The sequence below is a fragment of the Stenotrophomonas thermophila genome, assembly GCF_001499715.1.
Lineage (GTDB): Bacteria > Pseudomonadota > Gammaproteobacteria > Xanthomonadales > Xanthomonadaceae > Stenotrophomonas > Stenotrophomonas hibiscicola.
Genome location: NZ_CVIW01000025.1, coordinates 15,932 through 30,818, shown reverse-complemented (window position 1 = coordinate 30,818; position 14,887 = coordinate 15,932). Strand labels below are relative to the sequence as shown.

Below are 14,887 nucleotides of genomic sequence, written 5' to 3'. Positions count from 1 at the left end.
AAAAAGGGGACGGAGGGGATTAAGTCGTTTGTGGCGCAAACGACTTAATCCCCTCCGTCCCCTTTTTTTGTTACGCGCCCTGTGCCTGCAGCCACTCGCGGAACCGCTTTGCCGGCTCGCGCTCTGCACGCGAGCGCAGCCGCGTCAGCCAGTAGCGTCCCAGCTCCAGTGTGGTGCCGAACGGCTGCAGCAGGCGGCCTTCGGCCAGCTCCTGCTCGAACATGCGCAGCGGCAGCAAGGCCACACCGGCGCCACCGGCGGCCGCCATCGCGACCGTCAACGAGGAATCGAATACCGGCCCGCGCGCTTCCACGCCACTGACGCCTGCCGCCTGCAGCCAGCGCGGCCATTCGTCGCTGCGGTAGGAGCGCAGCAGCGGCAGCGTGCCCAGGTCGCGCGGCTGTTTCAGGCGCCGCGCCAGTGCCGGCGCGCACAGCGGCGCGAACGGCGCGTCGAGGATCGCCGTGCAGGCCTGGCCCTGCCAATCGCCATCACCAAACCGGATGGCCAGGTCCAGGCCTTCGCCGGCCAGGTCGATGCGGTTGTTGTGGGTCTGCAGGCGCAGCTCGATATCCGGGTGCGCGGCCTCGAATGCGGCCAGCCTTGGCAGCAGCCAACCGGTGGCGAAGGTGCCGACTACGCCCAGCGTGAGTACTTCGCGGGCCGGCCCGCCGGTATAGCGCGCGATGCTGGCCGAGATGCGTTCAAACGATTCGTTTAGCACCGGATACAGCGCCGCGCCTTCTTCGGTGAGCGCCACGCCGCGCGGCAGGCGATGGAACAGGCGGATGCCGAGCCGGTCCTCAAGCCCGCGGATCTGGTGGCTCAGCGCGGCCTGGCTGACACACAGCTCCAGCGCGGCACGGGTGAAGTTCTGGTGGCGGGCGGCGGCCTCGAAGGCGCGCAGCGCGTTCAGGGGCAGGGTAGGGTGCAACATCGCGCAGTCGTGAGCTGGAGTGATGGCTGATCCTAACGCTTCAACCATGGATTTCGGAAAATTAAGGGGTTGAATGCGTCAGGCATTAATTTACTTCATGCCTCCTGTTGATTTTTTGCGCTGGTCGCCCCCGATCAAGGCTTCAATAATCGAGCAGTCCCCCAGGAGAACCCGCATGCTCGCCCGTCGCCGATTCCTGCAGTTCAGTGGTGCCGCCGTGGCTTCCTCGCTTGCCTTGCCGCTGCTGGCACGTGCAGCGGGCAAGGCCACCGCCAACGCACCCATCGATGCCGCCATCACCGCCGCCAGTGATTTCGCCGCGCTGGAAAAGGCCTGCGCCGGACGCCTCGGCGTGACCCTGCTGGACACTGCCAGCGGTCGCCGTTTCGGCCATCGCCAAGACGAGCGCTTCCCGATGTGCAGCACCTTCAAGAGCATGCTGGCCGCGACCGTGCTCAGCCAGGCCGAACGCGTGCCGGCATTGCTGGACACCCGCGTGCCGGTGGGCGAGGCCGATCTGCTCTCGCATGCACCGGTCACCCGCCGCCACGCCGGCAAGGACATGACGGTGCGCGATCTGTGCCGTGCCACGATCATCACCAGCGACAACACCGCCGCCAACCTGCTGTTCGGCGTGGTCGGTGGCCCGCCCGCAGTGACCGCGTTCCTGCGCGCCAGTGGCGATACGGTGAGCCGCAGTGACCGCCTGGAGCCGGAGCTGAACAGCTTTGCCAAGGGCGACCCGCGCGACACCACCACGCCGGCGGCGATGGCCGCGACCCTGCAGCGCGTGGTGTTGGGCGAGGTACTGCAACCGGCTTCGCGGCAGCAGCTGGCCGACTGGCTGATCGACAACGAAACCGGCGACGCCTGCCTGCGTGCGGGCCTCGGCAAGCGCTGGCGCGTTGGCGACAAGACCGGCAGCAATGGTGAAGACGCGCGCAACGACATCGCCGTGCTGTGGCCACTGGCAGGCGGCGCACCGTGGGTGCTGACGGCTTATCTGCAGGCGGGCGCGATCAGCTACGAGCAACGCGCCAGCGTGCTGGCACAGGTGGGGCGGATTGCCGACCGGTTGATCGGATGAGGTAACCGGGGGCATTCAAACGTGGGTTGCCGGATCGGTTCGGCGCGCGCATCCTGCGCGCGTTCGAACCACACGGAAGTCCCCCATGAGCCATGAACTGATCTACCTGCTGCTGATCTTCGCGCTGCTGGTGATCCCGCGCGCGCTGCAGCGTTTCAGCCTGCCCGCGCCGCTGACCTGCCTGCTGTTCGGCATCATCGGCATGCTCTGGCTGGGCGACCAGGCCCACGATTCGGTGATCGGCCTGCTGGCCACGCTGGGCATTTCCTCGCTGTTCCTGTTCGCCGGCCTGGAAGTGGACTTGCAGGCGCTGCGGCGGGGCATGTGGCCGCTGCTGGCGCATCTGGTGATCCGTACCGGCACGCTGTTCGGCGTGGGCTGGCTAGCCTGGCGCTACGCGGGATTGCCCTGGCAGGCCGCCGGCCTGCTTGCACTGGCGCTGCTGACACCGTCCACCGGTTTCATCATGGATTCGCTGTCGCGGCTGGGCCTGAGCGAGGACGAGCGGTTCTGGGTGACCAGCAAGGCCATCGCCGGCGAACTGCTGGCGCTGGCGGCGTTGTTCGTCGTGCTGCAGGCCGGCGATCCGGGGCATATGGCGCTGTCCAGCCTGGCGCTGCTGGCGATGATGGTCGGCCTGCCGTTGCTGTTCATCGCGCTGGGTCGCTGGGTGGCACCGCATGCGCCCGGCTCGGAATTCTCGCTGCTGGTGATGGTCGGCATGGTGGCGGCCTACATCACCTACCTGCTGGGCGTGTACTACCTGGTTGGCGCGTTCATCGCCGGCCTGGTCGCGCGCCTGCTGCACCAGCGCATGCCGCTGCTGGCCTCGCACGAGAACCTGCACGCGCTGCGCCTGTTCGCCTCGTTCTTCGTGCCGTTCTACTTCTTCAACGCCGGCACCAAGGTGCCCGCCGAAGCGCTGAGCTTCGAGGCGCTGGGGCTGGGCATCGTGATCACCCTGGTGGTGCTGCCGCTGCGCATCGGCGTGGTCTGGCTGCAGCGCCGGGTGATGTTCGGCGAGAGCTTCCGCAGCAGCCTGCGGGTCTCGCTGGCGCTGGCACCGACGCTGATCTTCACCCTGGTGCTGGCGGCGATCATGCGCGAGCGCTTCCAGATTCCGGCGGTGCTGTTCGGTGCGCTGCTGCTGTACGCGGCGCTGACCACGCTGTTGCCGTCGCTGGTGTTCCGTACACCGTTTGACGTTGATCCGGTGGAGCAGGAGCCGGCCGGCGAGGGCGAGGCCGCACCGGTGGCGGCGACCGAAGCACTGCCGACAGCACCGTCTGCCGAGCGCTGAGCGGGACTGGCGCGCGGTTTGCGCCCATCGTCCATGGCCGTTAGGGTTGGGGCATGAGATCGATTGCCGTTGCCACTACCGCCGCCCTCCTGCTCAGCCTCGCTGCGTGCACGCAGCGCTCCGATACGGTCGCCCATGATCTGGCGACCGCACCGGCCGACGCCTTCATGGCCGCCATCGCTGCACATTGCGGCCAGGCCTACGCCGGCAAGGTGGTGGAGGACACGCCTGCACCGACCGGCAAGGATCCGTTCGCCGGGCAGCGCCTGGTCATGCATGTGCGTGGCTGCGCCGACCCGGCGCATGAGCTGCGCATCCCGTTCCACGTGGGTGATGACCACTCGCGGACCTGGGTGCTGACCCGCACCCCCAACGGCCTGCGCCTGAAGCACGACCACCGCCACGAAGATGGCAGCCCCGACGCGATCACCCTGTACGGTGGCGACAGCACGCCACCGGGCACCGCCGAGCGCCAACAGTTCCCGGCCGATGCCGATTCGGTGGCGATGTTCCGCCGTGCCGACATGCTGGCTTCCACGCATAACACCTGGGCGATGGAGATCGATCCGGACCAGACGTTCGTCTACGAACTGACGCGCCCGGACGGCCGCCGCTTCCGCGTGCAGTTCGACCTGAGCAAGCCGGTCGACCTGCCACCGCCACCGTGGGGCGACGACACAGCACCCGCGCCGTGATCCCGGGGTCGGATCCCTCCTGCGGAGGGCTCTGACCCCGGCCGTGCTCTCACCGCGTGCCGAAACGCGCCCGGCAGCCATTGCTCACCCACACCTGCCCACGCGAGTAACCCCAGCTGCGGCCTTCCTGGCAGGCGCTGCCGGACAGCTGCTGCTGCAGCACCGGGCGGCCTTGGCGCTCATCCCAGTCGCAGTTCTGCGTGCGGTTGTTGTTGCTGCTGCAGGTGATCGAGTAGTTGCTGTTGCCGCCGCCCCAGCCGCCGCCACCGCCCCAGCCGCGGGCCTCGGCGAATTCGGCACGGCAGCCGTTGCTGACCCACACCGCGCCATTGCGCACGCCCCAGGTACGACCTTCGTCGCAAGGGCTGCCGGACAGCTGGCGGACCAGGCGGGCATTGCGCCAGCCGACCGGGCAGCTGCGCTCGCGGTTGTTCTGGCTCTCGCAGCGGATGGTCTCGCCGGGCCGGCCGTTGTTGCCGCCCCAGCCGCCCCCGTTGCCTCCGCCCCAGCCGCCACGGGCCTCGACGAACTCCGCGCGGCAGCCGTTGCTGACCCAGATGCTGCCGTTACGGCTGCCCCAGGTGCGGCCTTCGTCGCAGGCGCTGCCGGACAGCTGGCGGACCAGCTGCGCATTGCGCCAACCGGTGTTGCAGACCCGTTCGCGGTTGTTCTGGCTTTCGCAGCGGACCACGCCGCTCTGCGCATGCGCGGAAGGGGTGGGCAGGGCCAGGGTGCCCAGCGCACCCAGGCTGAGGGTTACGGCCAGGCTGGCCAGGGACAGCGGTTTCATGGCGGCATCCCATACGGTGGTAGGTGCCCGACTATAGGGAGGGAGGCGATCAAGCCGGTGTGACTGGCCGGATTTGCCCCGGCCGGGGCCTCGGCCGCAGAATACGAGGCTTTCCGGCCCCCATCCGGTGCCGGCGTTCTCCAGCGGAGCTTCCCCCATGCGTACCCACTTCTGCGGCCTGGTCGATGAGACCCTGATTGGCCAGACTGTCACCCTCGCCGGCTGGACCGACGTGGCCCGTAACCAGGGCGGCGTCTGCTTCATCGATCTCCGCGATCATGAAGGCATCGTGCAGGTGACCGTGGAAGTCGACAACACCGACGTGTTCGCCGTGGCCGCGTCGCTGGGCTATGAGGACGTGCTGCAGGTGGAAGGCGTGGTGCGTGCACGCCACGCGGTGAACGACAAGATGCGCACCGGCAAGGTGGAAGTGATCGCCACCGCCATCACCGTGCTGAACAAGGCCGCGCCGCTGCCGTTCCACGCGCACGAGAACCCGGGCGAGGAAACCCGCCTGAAGTACCGCTACCTGGACCTGCGCCGTCCGGAAATGCAGCGCATGCAGCGCACCCGAATCAAGCTGGTGCAGGCCCTGCGCCGCCACCTGGACGAGAAGGGCTTCCAGGACATCGAGACCCCGATCCTGACCAAGGCCACCCCGGAAGGCGCGCGCGACTTCCTGGTGCCGGCGCGCATGCACCCGGGCGAGTTCTATGCCCTGCCGCAGAGCCCGCAGCTGTTCAAGCAGATCCTGATGGTGGCCGGCTTCGACCGTTACTACCAGATCGCGCGCTGCTTCCGCGATGAAGCACTGCGTGCCGACCGCCAGCTGGAGTTCACCCAGCTGGACATGGAATTCGCCTTCGTGCGCGAGCGCGACGTGCAGGACTTCGTCGAAGACATGATCCGCGCCATCTTCAAGGAAGTGGTCGACGTCCAGCTGGATGCCAGCTTCCCGCGCATGACCTGGGCCGAGGCGATGCGTCGCTACGGTTCGGACAAGCCGGACCTGCGCATCGCGCTGGAGCTGGTCGACGTGGCTGAACTGGTCAAGGACAGCGAGTTCGCAGTGTTCACCGGCCCGGCCAACGATGCCGAAGGCCGCGTCGCCGCGCTGCGGATCCCGGGCGGCGCAGCGCTGAGCCGCAAGCAGATCGACGAGTACGCCGCGCACGCCGCCAAGTACGGCGCCAAGGGCCTGGCCTACATCAAGATCGCCGACAACGGCGAAGTCAGCTCGCCGATCCAGAAGTTCTTCAGCGAAGAGCGCTTCGCGGCGCTGGTGGCCCATGTCGGTGCCGGCAACGGCGATATCGTGTTCTTCGGTGCCGGTGGCTACAACAAGGTCTCCGACTTCATGGGCGCGCTGCGCCTGAAGGCCGGCAAAGACTTCGGCCTGGTCGCCGACGGCTGGGCGCCGCTGTGGGTCACCGACTTCCCGATGTTCGAATGGGACGAGGAAGAACAGCGTTACGTCGCCCTGCATCACCCCTTCACCGCGCCGGCCGTGGACGACATCGCCGACCTGCGCGCCAACGCCCGTACCGCCGTTTCGCGCGGCTACGACATGGTGCTCAACGGCAATGAGATCGGCGGTGGTTCGATCCGTATCCACCGTCCGGACATGCAGAGCGCGGTGTTCGAGCTGCTGGGCATCGGTGCCGAAGAGGCCCGCGCCAAGTTCGGCTTCCTGCTCGACGCGCTGAACTACGGCGCGCCGCCGCACGGTGGCATCGCCTTCGGCATCGACCGCATTGCCGCGCTGATGGCCGGCACCGAGTCGATCCGCGACGTCATCCCGTTCCCGAAGACCACCGGTGCACAGGATCTGATGACCGACGCGCCGTCGCCGATCGTCGACGCGCAGCTGGCCGAAGTGCACATCCAGGTTCGCCCCAAGACCAACTGATCAGGAGATCCAGGCAATGACCGAGTTTGCGTTTTCGCTGGAGTGGGAAAAGCTGGGCAATGAAGGCTCCGAGGCCAACCTGGTCACCGAGCGTGCACGGGTGTTCGGTGGTTGGCTGGTCCGCGTCGGTACCAACCCGGCGGCGATGGCCCTGACCTTCGTCGCCGACGGCGAAGGCCGTTGGGACGGTGAAGACTTCGGCGTCGAGGATTACGAGGACGACGAAGAGGAAGAGTACGACGAGGACGAGGAAGGCGAGGAAGAAGAGGACGAGGACGAAGAGGAATACGAGGAAGAGGACGAGGAAGAAGAAGCGGAGTCGCCTGAAAAGGCTTGACCCCTGCTTCGCCCTGGCGTCAACTTCCTGCATGTATTCGATCCGCCGCGCCACTGTGGACGACGCGCCGACCCTGTCGGCGCTGGCCGCCCGCACGTTCACTGAAACCTTCGGCCATCTGTACCCGCCGCAGGACCTGCAGGCCTTCCTGGAGGAGGCCTACGCGGTCGAGCGCCAGCGCGTGATCCTGGCCCACCCCGATTACGCGGTGTGGCTGCTGGAACTGGATGGGGAGGCGGTCGGCCATGCCGCCGCCGGCCCCTGCGGCCTGCCGCACCCGGACGTGAAGCCCGGTGACGGCGAACTCAAGCGCCTGTACCTGATCAAGACGCAGCAAAGCTGCGGCTGGGGCAGCCGCCTGCTGGAAACCGCGCTGGCCTGGCTGGAGCGCGAAGGCCCGCGCACGCTGTGGTTGGGCGTGTGGTCGGAGAACTTCGGCGCACAGCGCTTCTACGCCCGCTACGGTTTCGAGAAGGCCGGCGAATACCTGTTCCCGGTGGGCGACACCAACGATCTCGAATTCATCCTGCGCCGCGCACCGCGCGCGGCCTGACGTTCACCGCCGCTTGCTGCGCGCGCGTGTTCAATCCCCTCACGTTCCTGCCCCGCTGACCGCCAGGCTGTTTGCATGACTCCCCCCGTATTGCTGCTGCATGGCATCTGGAATGCCCGCGCCTGGGTCGGGCCGCTGGCCTGGCGCCTGCGCGCGCGCGGCTTCCAGGTGCACGCGTTTGGTTATTCCTCGGTGTTCGGTGGCCCGGACGTGGCCGTACCGCAGCTGCTGGAGCGGCTGGCCGACGCCGGCCCGCTGAGTTTGGTCGGCCACAGCCTGGGCGGGCTGCTGGCGCTGGAAGCGCTGCGGCGCAATCCGCAGCTGCCGGTGCAGCGCGTGGTCTGCCTGGGTTCGCCGCTGCGCGGCAGTGGTACCGCACGCTCGTTGTCCGAGCACGGCTGGGGCCTGGCGCTGGGCCGCAGCAGCGAGCTGCTGCTCGATGGTCTGCCGGACTGGCAGGGCCGGGCGGAGGTTGGCCTGATCGCCGGCTCGGTACCGCATGGGCTGGGCAGCCTGCTGGGTGCCATCGACGATGCCTCCGACGGCACCGTGGCACTGGCCGAGACCCGCCTGCCGGGGCTGGCCGATCATTGCGTGGTGCGCACCAGCCACAGCGGCCTGGTGGTATCGCCCGACGCCGCGCGGCAGACCGCGCATTTCCTGCGTCATGGCCGTTTCGACCACAGCCGCGACGCCGCCGCCGCGTAAGTTGGTGGGAGCGAACGGCCTGCCAGGGTGCGTGCGAACGGCACCAGGGTGGGTGCGAACCGTTGGTTCGCACGCTCTTCGCCGGGCATGGCCCGGCGCTACCGGGAAAAGCACCACCAGATCGCCAGCGGTAGCGCCGGGCCATGCCCGGCGAGCGCAGCGGCATCCATCGGGCCTAGACACGGTTGCAGCGCCCGATCAGGTAGAATCCGCGCCTTGATCCTGAAGCAGCCAGACGGTAGCACCCATGGGTAGAGGCCCCTCCATCGAAGCCCGCAAGAACGCGTCCGACGCGAAGCGCGGCAAGATTTTCACCAAGATCATCCGCGAGATCGGCGTCGCCGCGCGCGGCGGTGGAGGCGACCCCAACAACAACCCGCGCCTGCGCGTGGCGGTGGACAAGGGCCTGGCCGTGAACATGTCCAAGGACGTGATCGAGCGCGCCATCAAGAAGGCCACCGGTGAACTGGAAGGCGTCGATTACGAGGAAGTCCGCTACGAGGGCTACGCCCCCGGTGGCGTGGCCGTGATCGTCGACTGCCTGACCGACAACCGCGTGCGCACCGTGGCCGATGTCCGCCATGCGTTCAGCAAGTGCGGCGGCAACATGGGCACCGAAGGCTCGGTGGCGTTCATGTTCAAGCGCCTGGGCGTGCTCAGCTTCGCCCCGGGCGCCGACGAGGAGGCCATCACCGAAGCCGCCATCGAGGCCGGCGCCGATGACATCGTGGTCTATCCGGACGACGGCTCGATCGACGTGGTCACCAGCCCTGACGCCTTCAACGCGGTCAAGGACGCGATGACCGCCGCCGGCCATGTCGCCGATCACGCGGAAATCACGTTCCGCGCGGACAACGACATCAAGGTCGAGGGCGAGGTCGCCCTGCAGGTCAAGAAGCTGCTGGACATGCTGGAAGATCTGGACGACGTGCAGGACGTGTACTCCAACGCCGAACTGGGCGCCGACGCCTACGCCTGAGCCGTCCTCGACGGCCTGGGCGCGGGCCGTTGAACGGTCACCGCGGACAGTCATGAGCCCATACGCCTGCCAGCGCACCCCGTTCCACCCTGCCAGGAGCGCAGCATGACCCGCATCCTCGGCATCGACCCCGGTTCACAGCGGACCGGGGTCGGCATCATCGATGTCGACGCCGCCGGGCGCGTCACCTACGTGCACCACCAGCCGCTGGTGCTGCTGGGCGCGGACGATTTCCCGCAGCGCATGAAGCTGCTGGTGCTCGGCCTGGCCGACCTGTGCCGCGAGTTCCAGCCGCAGGAAGTGGCCATCGAACGCGTGTTCATGGCCCGCAACCCCGATTCGGCGCTGAAGCTGGGCCAGGCCCGGGGCGCGGCGATTTCCGCTGTTGTGCTGCGCGACCTGCCGGTGCATGAATATGCCGCCAGCGAGATCAAGCTGGCGGTGGTCGGTCGTGGTGGTGCCGAAAAGCAACAGGTTCAACACATGGTCGGGCTCATGCTCAACCTGAAAACCAAGCTGCAGGCCGACGCGGCCGACGCGTTGGCGGTGGCGATCACCCATGCCCACGTAAGGGCAACGGCCAACCGCCTGGGGCTCAGTGCCCGCCAGGCGTGGGGCCGCAAATGAGGAGCTGCACGCAATGATCGGTCGACTGCGCGGCATCGTCGCCTACAAGGCGCCGCCGTGGCTGGTGGTGGACGTGAACGGAGTGGGCTACGAGCTGGAGGCGCCGATGAGCACCTTCTATGACCTGCCCGAACTCGGCCGCGAGGTCACCCTGTACACCCATTACGCCCAGAAGGAAGACAGCGTCTCGCTGTACGGCTTCCTGCGCGAGGGCGAACGGCGGCTGTTCCGCGACGTGCAGAAGGTCAGTGGCATCGGCGCGAAGATCGCGCTGGCCGTGCTGTCCGGGGTCACCGTCGAGGAATTCGCGCGCATGGTCCAGGCCGGTGACATCACCGCGCTGACCCGCATTCCGGGCATCGGCAAGAAGACCGCCGAGCGCATGGTGCTGGAACTGCGCGACCGCGCCGCCCAGTTCGGTGCCGGCGGCGCGCTGCCCACCGGCAGCGGCCCGGCCGCGGCCGACCCGCTTTCCGATGCCACCGTGGCGCTGCAGCAGCTGGGCTACAAGCCTGCTGAAGCGGCCCGCATGGCCCGCGACGCCTTCACTGAAGGCGATGAAGTGGCCACCGTGATCCGCAAGGCGCTGCAGTCCGCGCTGCGCTGAGTCGGCTTCCTTTCTCTCAACGAACCGCCTGAGCCTCGCCAGGAGTCCCATGTCCAGCAGTCAAACCACGCACGCAGCTGCCCCCGGCGGCCACGGTCACGCTCCTCCCGCCGGAGGCCTGGCGCTGATCATCGGTGCGATCGGCGTGGTCTTCGGTGATATCGGCACCAGCCCGCTGTACACCCTGAAGGAAGCGTTCTCGCCGCACTACGGGCTCAACAGCGACCACGACACGGTACTGGGCGTGCTCTCGCTGGCGTTCTGGGCACTGAACATCGTGGTCACGCTGAAGTACGTGACCATCATCATGCGCGCCGACAATGACGGCGAGGGCGGCATCATGGCGCTGATGGCGCTGACCCAGCGCACCCTGCGCAACGGGTCGCGCTCGGCCTACGTGGTGGGCATCCTTGGCATCTTCGGCGCCTCGCTGTTCTTCGGCGACGGCGTGATCACCCCGGCGATCTCGGTGCTTGGCGCGGTCGAAGGCCTGGAGGTGGCCGCGCCCGGCCTGCATGCCTTCATCGTGCCGATCACGGTGGTGGTGCTGCTGATGGTGTTCGCGGCGCAGCGCTTCGGCACCGAAAAGATCGGCAAGGCGTTCGGCCCGATCACGTCGGTCTGGTTCATTTCGCTGGCGGCGATCGGCATCTACAACATCGTGGATGCGCCGGAAGTGCTGAAAGCCTTCAACCCGTGGTGGGCGATCCGCTTCTTCATGGAGCACAGCTGGCACGGCATCTTCATCCTCGGTGCGGTGGTACTGGCGGTGACCGGCGGCGAAGCGCTGTACGCCGACATGGGCCACTTCGGTGCCAAGCCGATCCGCCATGCCTGGTACTTCTTCGTGCTGCCGTGCCTGGTGCTGAACTACCTGGGGCAGGGCGCACTGGTGCTCAACCATCCCGAGGCGCTGAAGAACCCGTTCTTTGAGGCAGTGCCGTCGTGGGCGCTGTACCCGATGATCATCCTGGCCACCATGGCGGCGGTGATTGCCTCGCAGTCGGTCATCACCGGTGCGTTCTCGGTCTCGCGCCAGGCGATGCAGCTGGGCTACATCCCGCGCATGCGCATCAAGCACACCTCGCATGACACCATCGGACAGATCTACATCCCGGGCATCAACTGGGGCATCGCGGTGATGGTGATCGGCCTGGTGCTGGCCTTCCGCAGCTCGTCCAACCTGGCCGTGGCCTACGGCATCTCGGTGTCGGCCACCATGCTGATCGATACCCTGCTGCTGGCCCTGGTGGCCCGCTCGTTGTGGCCGAAGGCACGCGCCTGGCTGCTGCCCCTGTGCGTGGTGTTCTTCATCATCGACCTCGGCTTTGTCATCGCCAACGGCGCCAAGCTGCTGCAGGGCGCCTGGTTCCCGGTAGTGCTGGGCATCTTCCTGTTCACCATGATGCGTACCTGGCGCCGGGGCCGCGAGCTGCTGCGCGATGAGATCCGCAAGGACGGCATCCGCCTGGATACCTTCCTGCCGGGCCTGATGCTGGCGCCGCCGGTACGCGTGCCGGGCACCGCCGTGTTCCTCACTGCGGATCCGACCGTGGCCCCGCACGCACTGATGCACAACCTCAAGCACAACAAAGTGCTGCACGAACGCAACGTGTTCCTGCATGTGGAAACCCTGCCGATCCCGTATGCGATGGAAGGGCAGCGGCTGAAGATCGAATCGGTGGGCGACGAGTTCTACCGGGTCTATGTGCGCTTCGGCTTCATGGAGACCCCGGACGTCCCACTTGCGCTGATGCGCTCGTGCGACCACGGCGGCATCTACTTCGACCCGATGGACACCACCTTCTTCGCCAGCCGCGAGACCATCGTGGCCACCGCCAACCGCGGCATGCCGATCTGGCGCGACAAGCTGTTCGCGCTGATGCATCGCAACGCCGCCCCGGCCACCGGCTTCTTCCGGATTCCGGGCAACCGCCTGGTCGAACTCGGGGCCCAGGTCGAGATCTGAGGTCTGGTAGTGCCGGCCGCTGGCCGGCATCCGCCGCACCACCGGTGTTCATGGGGTTGCCGGCCAGCGGCCGGCACTACCGTGCTTCCGGCCCCGGAATGCAACCATTTACCGCATAATCACGGTATGACCGACGACCGCATCATTGGCGCCGGCGCCACCCGCGAGGATGACGCCGCCGACGCCAGCATCCGCCCCAAGCGCCTGGCCGACTATCTCGGCCAGGCCCCGGTGCGCGAGCAGATGGAGATCTACATCGAAGCGGCCAAGGGGCGCGGCGACGCGCTCGACCACGTGCTGATCTTCGGGCCGCCCGGCCTGGGCAAGACCACGCTCAGCCACGTCATCGCCAACGAACTGGGCGTGGCCCTGCGCGTGACCTCCGGCCCGGTGATCGAGAAGGCTGGCGACCTGGCTGCGCTGCTGACCAACCTGCAGCCGCACGACGTGCTTTTCATCGACGAGATCCATCGCCTGTCGCCGGTGGTGGAGGAAGTGCTGTACCCGGCGATGGAAGATTTCCAGATCGACATCATGATCGGCGAGGGCCCCGCTGCCCGCTCGATCAAGATTGACCTGCCGCCGTTCACCCTGATCGGTGCCACCACCCGTGCCGGCCTGTTGACCGCACCGCTGCGTGACCGCTTCGGCATCGTCCAGCGGCTGGAGTTCTACAGCGTCGAAGAGCTGACCCGCATCGTGCGCCGTTCGGCGGCGATCCTGGCCATCGACTGCACCGCCGATGGGGCAGGGGAGATCGCGCGCCGCGCGCGTGGCACCCCGCGTATCGCCAACCGCCTGCTGCGCCGCGTGCGCGACTACGCGCAGGTCAAGGCCGGCGGCCACATCGACGAGGCCGTCGCACAGGCTGCGATGCAGATGCTGAAGGTCGACCCGGAGGGCTTTGATGAGCTCGACCGGCGCCTGCTCAGGACCATGGTCGACTACTTCGATGGCGGCCCGGTCGGTATCGAATCGCTGGCCGCGGCCCTGTCCGAGGAGCGTGGCACGCTGGAAGACGTGGTCGAGCCCTACCTGATCCAGCAGGGCTTCCTGGTGCGTACCGCGCGTGGCCGCATGGCCACCCACAAGGCTTACCGGCACATGGGCCTGAAGCCGAAGAACCCGCCGCAGGACCTGTTCGCGGAGGTTCCCGATGTTGGTTGAGCCACTATTCAGTTGGCCGACACGCATTTACTGGGAAGATACCGACGCAGGCGGCGTGGTCTACCACGCCCGCTACGTGGCCTTCATGGAACGGGCCCGGACCGAATGGATGCGTGCGCTCGGCTACGGCCAGGAGCGCATGCGCGCCGAGCATGGGATGGTCTTCGCGGTGCGCTCGATGCAGATAGATTTCATCAGGCCGGCACGGCTGGATGACACCCTGCAGGTGAGCGCCCGTCTGGTCCAGCTGAAGAAGGCCAGCATGGTCTTCGACCAGCAGATCCTGCGCGACGGCGAGTTGCTGCTGTCGGCCCAGGTCCGCATCGCCGCACTGGACGCGGCCAGTTTCCGCCCGCGTGGCATGGACGAGGCCGTCCTTGCCGTGCTGCAACCCCACCTCCACCCCGAATCCGAACACTGAGGAACAACGGATGATCGCAACGCTCCTGGCCCTGCAGGCCACGGTCACCGAGGCACTGCCGGCCGACGTCAGCAACGCCGCGACACAGACCCTTGCCCAGGCCACCACCGGCGGCGGCATCAACTACCTCGAACTGATGGCCAAGGCCAGCCTGCCGGTGAAGATCATCGTGCTGCTCCTGCTGGTCGGCTCGTTCGTCAGCTGGGTGATCATTTTCCGCAAGGCACGCGTGTTCAAGCAGGCCACCCGCGAAGCCGATGAGTTCGAGAACCGCTTCTGGTCAGGCGCCGACCTGGGCAAGCTGTACAGCGCAGCCACCGACCGCAGCCGCAGCGTGACCGGCCTGGAAGCCATCTTCGAAGCCGGGTTCCGCGAGTACACCCGCCTGCGCGACAAGCGCCGGCTGGATGGCCGTGCGCAGCTTGAAGGCGCGCAGCGCGCCATGCGCACCACCTACACCCGCGAAGTGGACCAGCTTGAGCGCAACCTGGAACTGCTGGCCAACATCGGTTCGACTGCCCCGTACGTGGGCCTGGTCGGTACCGTGTTCGGCATCATGGTGACCATGCACGACATGATCAGCAGCGGTGCGCAGGCCGGTATCGCCGCCGTCGCGCCGGGCATCTCCGAAGCGCTGTTCGCCACCGCCATCGGCCTGTTCGTGGCGATCCCGGCGGTGTGGGCCTACAACCGCTTCACCACCCGCGTGGAGCGCATGTCGGTGCGGTTCGAGACCTTCGCCGAAGAGTTCAGCTCCATCCTGCAGCGCCAGAGCGCTGGCGACGAGTAAGCGCCTGACCC

16 protein-coding genes are annotated in these 14,887 nt (G+C 67.5%); 14 read left to right on the top strand and 2 right to left on the bottom strand.

Going from position 1 to position 14,887, the window contains the following annotated elements; translation table 11 throughout:
* Nucleotides 1–70: 70 nt before the first annotated feature.
* Nucleotides 71–937 (bottom strand): LysR family transcriptional regulator AmpR, encoded by an 867-nt coding sequence (ampR, locus tag BN1263_RS12665; protein ID WP_058981560.1) that lies wholly within the window; start codon nt 935–937, stop codon nt 71–73.
* A 175-nt stretch (nt 938–1,112) separates the two neighbouring features.
* On the opposite strand from ampR, the gene blaL2 reads away from it, so the two are divergent.
* The 3 genes from blaL2 to BN1263_RS12650 all read left to right on the top strand — a co-directional run bounded on the left by blaL2 (nt 1,113) and on the right by BN1263_RS12650 (nt 4,019).
* Nucleotides 1,113–2,024: a L2 family extended-spectrum class A beta-lactamase gene (blaL2, locus tag BN1263_RS12660; RefSeq protein ID WP_058981558.1), complete on the top strand. Its 912-nt coding sequence runs from the start codon at nt 1,113–1,115 to the stop codon at nt 2,022–2,024.
* An 85-nt stretch (nt 2,025–2,109) separates the two neighbouring features.
* A complete protein-coding gene (locus BN1263_RS12655; RefSeq protein ID WP_058981556.1) occupies nt 2,110–3,324 on the top strand; it encodes a cation:proton antiporter in 1,215 nt (404 codons plus the stop codon).
* 53 nt (nt 3,325–3,377) lie between these two features.
* Nucleotides 3,378–4,019, top strand: a complete 642-nt coding sequence (locus tag BN1263_RS12650) for a hypothetical protein (RefSeq protein WP_058981554.1) — start codon at nt 3,378–3,380, stop codon at nt 4,017–4,019.
* Between the two features lie 49 nt (nt 4,020–4,068).
* Here the strand turns inward: BN1263_RS12650 and BN1263_RS12645 are convergent, their stop codons facing one another.
* Nucleotides 4,069–4,809, bottom strand: a complete 741-nt coding sequence (locus BN1263_RS12645; RefSeq protein ID WP_058981553.1) for a DUF3011 domain-containing protein — start codon at nt 4,807–4,809, stop codon at nt 4,069–4,071.
* Nucleotides 4,810–4,966: 157 nt separating this feature from the next.
* On the opposite strand from BN1263_RS12645, the gene aspS reads away from it, so the two are divergent.
* From aspS to tolQ, 11 genes are all read left to right on the top strand, one after another.
* Nucleotides 4,967–6,718, top strand: a complete 1,752-nt coding sequence (gene aspS, locus BN1263_RS12640) for an aspartate--tRNA ligase (RefSeq protein WP_058981551.1) — start codon at nt 4,967–4,969, stop codon at nt 6,716–6,718.
* A 16-nt stretch (nt 6,719–6,734) separates the two neighbouring features.
* Nucleotides 6,735–7,055, top strand: a complete 321-nt coding sequence (locus tag BN1263_RS12635) for a hypothetical protein (protein WP_049441305.1) — start codon at nt 6,735–6,737, stop codon at nt 7,053–7,055.
* A gap of 31 nt (nt 7,056–7,086) precedes the next feature.
* Entirely contained in the window at nt 7,087–7,608 is a 522-nt protein-coding gene (locus BN1263_RS12630) for a GNAT family N-acetyltransferase (protein ID WP_058981549.1), read from the top strand.
* A 75-nt stretch (nt 7,609–7,683) separates the two neighbouring features.
* Entirely contained in the window at nt 7,684–8,316 is a 633-nt protein-coding gene (locus tag BN1263_RS12625; RefSeq protein ID WP_019660134.1) for an esterase/lipase family protein, read from the top strand.
* 247 nt (nt 8,317–8,563) lie between these two features.
* On the top strand, nt 8,564–9,295 hold the full coding sequence (locus BN1263_RS12620) for a YebC/PmpR family DNA-binding transcriptional regulator (RefSeq protein ID WP_019660133.1): 732 nt from the start codon (nt 8,564–8,566) through the stop codon (nt 9,293–9,295).
* 105 nt (nt 9,296–9,400) lie between these two features.
* Nucleotides 9,401–9,922 (top strand): crossover junction endodeoxyribonuclease RuvC, encoded by a 522-nt coding sequence (gene ruvC, locus BN1263_RS12615; RefSeq protein ID WP_019660132.1) that lies wholly within the window; start codon nt 9,401–9,403, stop codon nt 9,920–9,922.
* Nucleotides 9,923–9,935: 13 nt separating this feature from the next.
* Nucleotides 9,936–10,529, top strand: a complete 594-nt coding sequence (gene ruvA / locus BN1263_RS12610; protein WP_019660131.1) for a Holliday junction branch migration protein RuvA — start codon at nt 9,936–9,938, stop codon at nt 10,527–10,529.
* 49 nt (nt 10,530–10,578) lie between these two features.
* Complete coding sequence (locus BN1263_RS12605; RefSeq protein WP_058981547.1) at nt 10,579–12,498, top strand: potassium transporter Kup; 1,920 nt, start codon at nt 10,579–10,581, stop codon at nt 12,496–12,498.
* A gap of 126 nt (nt 12,499–12,624) precedes the next feature.
* Nucleotides 12,625–13,665, top strand: coding sequence for a Holliday junction branch migration DNA helicase RuvB (gene ruvB / locus BN1263_RS12600; RefSeq protein ID WP_019660129.1), 1,041 nt, complete (start codon nt 12,625–12,627; stop codon nt 13,663–13,665).
* Nucleotides 13,655–14,086 (top strand): tol-pal system-associated acyl-CoA thioesterase, encoded by a 432-nt coding sequence (gene ybgC / locus BN1263_RS12595; protein WP_058981545.1) that lies wholly within the window; start codon nt 13,655–13,657, stop codon nt 14,084–14,086. The genes ruvB and ybgC overlap by 11 nt, the downstream gene beginning before the upstream one ends.
* Before the next feature lie 10 nt (nt 14,087–14,096).
* Nucleotides 14,097–14,876 carry a protein TolQ gene (tolQ, locus tag BN1263_RS12590; protein ID WP_005410752.1) on the top strand — a complete coding sequence of 260 codons (780 nt, stop codon included), beginning with the start codon at nt 14,097–14,099 and terminating at the stop codon, nt 14,874–14,876.
* Nucleotides 14,877–14,887: the final 11 nt, after the last annotated feature.